Below are 6,528 nucleotides of genomic sequence, written 5' to 3' on the forward strand. Positions count from 1 at the left end.
TATTAACTTAAACTTTGCTGACGGGAAATAATTGGCGTTAGAACCCGTGGTTGCGTTTACAGGCCGGCTTCGTCTGACGATCCCGGCTTTTTTTGGCTTTAACTATGTCATTTGGATAAAATAATCTTTTTGTTGGTGGATGTGTATTTAAGATCGTGAAGGATGCTGAGCACCTTTATAATTTCTTCTGGTTTTTGTTTTAAATAAAATTTACCGGAGCAGCGCAACTTAGCCGTTACGTTAGACGCTATTTGTATATGAATATTATAGGCCCGCTCTAATTCGGCTACCACGGCCTGCAGTTCGTCTCCGTTAAATATTATTTCGCCCCTGGTCCAGTCATCGGCATATTGGTTTTGTGTGTGGTTTATAGCCGTGGTAACAGTATTGTAAGTAAGCTGCTGGTTAGCTGTTAATTTGCCTAACGCTTTAGTTGCCGTGCCAATGGCCACCTTACCCGTAATCACGGCTACTGCTACTTCCTCAGGACTTTTGTAGGTGTTTATATTAAAAGAAGTACCTAATACCTGGGTATTAACCCCCTGCGGCGTATGTACTATAAAAGGATGAGATTTATCGGGTACTATTTTAAAAAAAGCCTCGCCGGCCATGTAAACTTCCCGGGTTTGGCTTTTCTGGAAACTTTGCGGGTACTTCAGGCTACTACCGGCATTTAGCATTACAACCGAACTATCCGGAAGGATAATTTCCGCTACTTCGCCATAATTGGTGTGCTTTTCGAGGAAAACAACCTGATTAACTTGAACTGCCTCATGGGTATTAAATGTATAATAACCCCAGGCACACGCCAAAAGCAATACAACAGAAGCTGCAATTCTTAAGTAAAACGGCGGCACTACTACTCGCTCTAATATTCCTTTCTTAGTTTCTGCCCTTTTGTAACTGGCGGCCAAACGCAGTTTTTGCTCCAGGCTATCCAGTTCTTCTTTGTTTAAAGCATCTATGGCATCGCTAAACTTTTCAAAAAACTTAGTTGCTTCTGGTTCAGGCAAACTTTGGTACCATAGTAATAACTTTACCCGGTCATCTTCACCTAAATTGCCGTCGAGGTAGTGTGCTAATAATTTTTCGGGGTCTTGCTGAGCCATATTCTGCTATATACCCTAATACGTTTAAGCCCATGGCACTCCCCCCGCTCCCCTTGCCGGAATATTTAGCAAATTTTAAATACCCACCCTATTTACACGATTATTACAAACAATTTTAAAGCTAACCCGGTCGCACATTAAAAATATTTAAAACATCAACGGTAAAAAATTAAATATTTTTATTCTTATATCGGGTTAAAATTGCACCGGATACTTTTTGTAATAAGAAAAAGATGGCTGGGCTTAACGTAAGCTAAGTCTCTTAACTTACTGCGGCATACAGCTAAACCAATAAATGTATTTGAATAGAACCAGATTTACGCTTATACTATTAGTAAGCCGAAACCCAGATTAGTAGTTGTGTGGGTATAAAATAAGAAGCCCGCTTAAGTAAATAAGACCGAATGAAGCGTAAAGATTTGGCCATGTGCCTTTCTACTGCCTTGGGAGTGGTTTGCATATCGGCAGCGATTTCAGAATAAGTCATATCCTCAAAACGGCTTAATCGTAACATCGTCTGCTTTTCAGCTGATAATTGGTTTATGGCTTCTGTTAGAATCGACTCTAATTCTTTATGTATTACCCGGTTCATGGTTTCTTCTTCCACGACTTTGGTATTCTGTAGTACTTTCAGATGGGACTGCTTTGTTTGTACTTTGCGGGAATGGTCAAAAACTAAATTTCTGGCAATCTGCCAGGTAAAGCTTTTAAGCGACAATGTTTCATCTAAAGCTTCTCTCTTCTCCCAAATCCGGATAAAAGTTTCCTGGGTTATATCTTCGGCCAGTTCTTCATCATTTGTCAGGAAGAGCACTTGCACCAAAAGTTTCTGGTAATATTTACTGTAAAATGCAGTAAAGGCCACCCGGTCGCCCATTTTAATCAACGATATTAAATCCTGATCAATTTGCACAGTTGCTTTTAATTAATGAAGAAATACAGCTACAAAAAGAATATTTTACTAGAATGCCTCTAACGGAATTTTAAATTTAAGTAAAGCCTTTAAAACATACAATGAAATATTTTAAAATAAACCGAAACCAAGTTGCAAGCCTCCGGATAACCAAAATAAGCAGTTCTTTTGCTCCGTTTTTTTAATATAGATAGAGCTATCCGTTTAAATAGATAAAAGCACCCCAAGCTTTTGATAAGGGAATAGCTTAAGCCCTATGGTAGTGCCGTAAGTGCCCGCCCGATTGGTATAGCTGAAAGAGGATATAAATTTTGAAGGCTATTGCTTAGAAGATTTCTATTTCAGGAAATATTCCAGGAATAAATACGCCTGTTCATTGGCTTCCGGGTTGGGTAAATGGGTAGGGCGGTTAGTCATGGCTACCCGGTTTTTATAACCTAATAAATTATTTACCTGAATGGTATGGTTTAGCGGTACCCACCGTTGTACAGGATCTTCTGAGCCGCCCGAAACCAGGAACGGGCGCGGGGCCATTAAGGCATGCAGTTCGTGCAAGTCGTAGCCTTCGGCCACCAGTTGCGGATATATTCCTTTCGCCGGATTATCTGCGGTAATTAAACCGCGTTTGCGCCAGGGCTGCGGGTGATAACCCAAATACCAGGGCTCCCAATAATTAACCGCTTCCCGGCTCTCGTCGAATACAATGCCCGGATCAGACCAAACGGCGCACGCAAATTTTTCAAAGAGGCAAGAGGCAAACATGGCCCACTTACCCCCAAACGAAAGCCCCATAATACCAATGCGCGTAGAATCTACGTCGGGTACTTTAGAAACCAAATACCAGGCATTGGCAGCCACATAACCTAACATAGAGAGAGGCTGCACCTGGGCATTTTGGAGAGAAGGGTAGTAAATAGAATAGGTTTTAGCCTGCGTTGCCTCGGTGGTGCCAATAGATAAGGTTACAAAGCCGCGCTTGGTTAATTGCCGGGCAAAATCGCAATTTTGTCGGGTACCAATACCAATGGCTGTTTCCGGTTCATAAAAAGCGGTAATCACCGCCGGTTTTTTGCCTTTGGTATCCGGTATAGATAAATAAGCTATGGTTTTTTCGGTGGGTGTCCAGTTAAACCGGATGCGGTGTTGGGTATATCCTTCCTGCCGGGTAGTTTCTAATATTTCGTACTGCTGGTTTTTAATAAAGGGCGGCCATTTTCCCATCAAGCCGGTCCAGCGGTTTAGGATTTCCTGCCGGCGCTTGGGCCATTCCTTGGCTGATTTTACTTCTTGTCCGTTGTAAAATTTTAATGGCGAGCGGTACTTCCCGAAATCGTTCTGATAGGGCGCTGGCGGCGCAAAGAAAGGTGCAATTTTTGCCCAGATTGCTTTTTTATTTTCTGCTGATAAATTATGCTTGGCCTGGCTATACGCCGAAGGGTTAAACACCCCAACCATTAAAAACAAGACGAGCAATCCAGCTAATAACCTCAACTTAATCTTAAATAAATATTGCGTTTAACTTCTTACCTATATTTCTAATCGTTTTTACCTGTTTTCTGGAAAGAGCATACTAATATCGCCCCAGCCATCAAAGCCTTTGGTGGTGGCGCCGTATCGGGCAAAAGTACCCATGCCTACCGGGGTTGTAATGTTAGTGTACTTATTTTTAGAAATGTAAATTTTAGTTGCATCAATCCCAAAATGAGTTTTCATTATTTTACCTTTTTCAGAAGCCGAGCCGTTTTGCAAAATATTACCTTCTTCAGAAGTTAATAAATAACTAAAGCCCGGCGACGAATACCCGTAATGGTGGAAAGCAATAGCATACTTGGCATTGGTAAACGTATTACCGGTAAAAGTGAAATTAGAAGAAAACTTTTCGTCGCCGGGATTTACATTGTTAAACAAGGGCATGGAAATAAACGGATACGCCGGAAAATCTGGGTTGCGGTTAAAAGTAGAGTTCTTTACGGTAATATTTTGGCAATTATCCCGGAAGCGCACGTAATCGCCGGTGCAATCTTCAAAGTAACTGTTCAGTACGTTTATGTTGGTAGCGCCGTGGGCATGGTACATGTGGTGCGAATGGCTATCGATACCAATGCGTTTAAAGGTGCAGTTTGTATAGGTAATATTTTGGGTGCCCGGTTGGTGGCAACCCGTTGCGCCGTAAATAATGCCCCGCATATCGGTCCAGGTACAGTTCTCAATGAAGATATTTTTGGTACTACCTTCTTTAGAAGACGTAATGCGCAGCACATACCCAATTTTGCCGCTGCCGGTAAAACTTAAATTCCGGACAACCATGTTCTGGCTATCTTTTATTTCGATCATAACGGATTTGTCTTGGTGCCCGGTGGGCGCCGTAAATATGGTTTTACCGGCCTCTCCTTCTAAAGTAAGCACCTGTTTGCCATGGCCCATCTCGTGCAGTAACAAAGGCTTTTCGGTATAAGCCCGCACGTAATCGCCGGGTAAGAACTTAACCACTACCGGTTCTTTTTTTAATAAAGCTTGTACCTCTGCCCAAAATTTATTGTCTAAAAAATCAGCGGCATTGGTATTAGATTCGCCGGAGCCTTGGCCGGCTTTTTCGGGAGCAACAAACCTGATAATAGCGGCCTGCCCCTGTAAACTTAAGATAAGTAATAAAATAGTGAAGTAAACTTTATTCATCATGAGTTAACCAATATGGTTGATGCGGTAACGTACCCGAAAGTAAATTTTAATCTATAATTTTCAAAGTTTTTAAATGATAGATGAATAAACCCGGCAGTTTTAAACCCTGTTCGGTTTGAACTAGCCTAGATTTAAATAATAATTAAAGAATTAAAATCGCCTTAAACCGGTTTGAGCGGAATATAAATTTCCCCAAAATTAACTCCGGTTAAAGTTACCGTTTTAATTTTTCCATCAGCCAGGTATAGGTTTTATCGCGCTGTTCCGGATATATTTTATGCACGCCTTCTGGTATAATAAATACCTGCTTAGGGGCCGCTATGCTGTTATAAGCCGAATAAAAAGAAGTAGGTGGCGTGGTTTCATCGTTAAAGCCCCACGAATAAAAACCAGGCACTTTTAAGTTGCGGGCAAAATTTACCACATCGTAATAGCCTATTGTTTTTTTAACCTCTTGCTTTTGGGCAGCATAACTGTTTTCCTGGTTAAAAATATGCGGCCACCCGCCAGCCCGGCCGTGCAGATAGCCGGAAATATCAGAAAGGGCCGGGCAGAGCGCTACCAAATAATTAATCCGGGGTTCTAAAGAAGTTGTAATAATGGATAAAGCCCCGCCCTGGCTGGAGCCCCAGGCCCCGATGGCTTTTCCGTTAAATTGCGGTAAAGCATAAATCATATCTACGGCCCGCACACAGCCTAAAATCACATTTTTATAATAGCTCGAATCGGGGTGTACCCAGCCCTTAAATTGGTAACCGGAGAGCGGGCCTTTTTGCAAACTGTCGTAATAAGCACTTGGTTGGACAACCGGCACCCTATGAATATTTAAATCGAGGGTGATAAACCCATCGGCGGCGGTTTTAACATCGCCTGCCAGGGGCCTTACGCCAGCGCCCGGAAACCGGATGATAGCCGGATATTTTCCTTCTTGTTTCGGAACACATAAAATACCGTAGAACCGGTCTCCTTTTTGCGAATATTGGTAAGACACCTGGTATACATCTACCGCTGGGGTACTGCGGGTTTTTAAAGGTGTAAGTTCGGTCTGGAGCGGCACTTGCCGGACTGCGGCAAGTGCCTTTGTCCAAAAGGAAGAAAAATCGGCAGGCAATTCAGCAGTGGGTTTAATTTTTTCGGGTTCAAAAGCAGCGGTAGCGGTTTCGGTATACTCTTTCCCATTAACCGTAACGCTTACTTTACACCGCAGAAAGCCGGGCATTTTTAAGGTGCCGCCGGCGATTTCTAATTTATTAGCATTTAAATTCAGTTCTCCTTTTTTAACGGGTGGCATTTTTTCTAAACCTACCTCGTAATAAACCGGCAAATTATTTAGCAAGGTATCGTTGCTGGTTACCGAAACGGTAAATACTACCGGCTGCCCTAATTTATAAAGCCAATCTTTTTTATCGGGTTTAAGCAATACTTTAATTTCTGGCCCGGCAATATTTTTAGCTATATACTCTACTGCCAGCGTCTTATTAAAAAGAGAGGCAAAAAGAATAAAAAACAAAAAGAAACGGCCGGTTTTTTGTAATCCCAAAGACATACTAAAAAATTAAAATGCTAATAAAATTATTGTTCTATAAACTGATACAAATGCTTGCCTGGCCCTCTAAACCTTTCTTTCTGCGCCGTTCAGGCAGATGGCAAAACCTCCTCGTTCCGGCACGATAAGCCAATATTAATGATTGCCTGCTAAAACAATTAAAATTAATATTTCATCAAACAAATTATTAAAGCAGGCACCCCGGTTCTTGGGCATAAAACCTATTCACCAATATTTCAGGTTAACGCTTATTTATTAATAAATCTGTTTTATAGCGGGTA

General features: G+C 41.8%; 5 protein-coding genes. All 5 read right to left on the minus strand.

Annotated features, from left to right (window positions below):
• Positions 1 to 107: 107 nt before the first annotated feature.
• Entirely contained in the window at positions 108 to 1,109 is a 1,002-nt protein-coding gene (locus ACO1R6_RS20075) for a FecR family protein (protein WP_486266890.1), read from the minus strand.
• A gap of 331 nt (positions 1,110 to 1,440) precedes the next feature.
• Entirely contained in the window at positions 1,441 to 2,022 is a 582-nt protein-coding gene (locus ACO1R6_RS20080) for an RNA polymerase sigma factor (protein WP_486266891.1), read from the minus strand.
• A 336-nt stretch (positions 2,023 to 2,358) separates the two neighbouring features.
• A complete protein-coding gene (locus ACO1R6_RS20085) occupies positions 2,359 to 3,513 on the minus strand; it encodes a sialidase (protein WP_486266892.1) in 1,155 nt (384 codons plus the stop codon).
• A gap of 54 nt (positions 3,514 to 3,567) precedes the next feature.
• Positions 3,568 to 4,701, minus strand: coding sequence for a right-handed parallel beta-helix repeat-containing protein (locus ACO1R6_RS20090; protein WP_486266893.1), 1,134 nt, complete (start codon positions 4,699 to 4,701; stop codon positions 3,568 to 3,570).
• A gap of 214 nt (positions 4,702 to 4,915) precedes the next feature.
• The gene (locus ACO1R6_RS20095; RefSeq protein WP_486266894.1) at positions 4,916 to 6,247 is read right to left on the minus strand and encodes an acetylxylan esterase; all 1,332 of its coding nucleotides are present in this window, start codon (positions 6,245 to 6,247) and stop codon (positions 4,916 to 4,918) included.
• Positions 6,248 to 6,528: the final 281 nt, after the last annotated feature.

The sequence above is a fragment of the Adhaeribacter sp. genome (genome assembly GCF_057359045.1).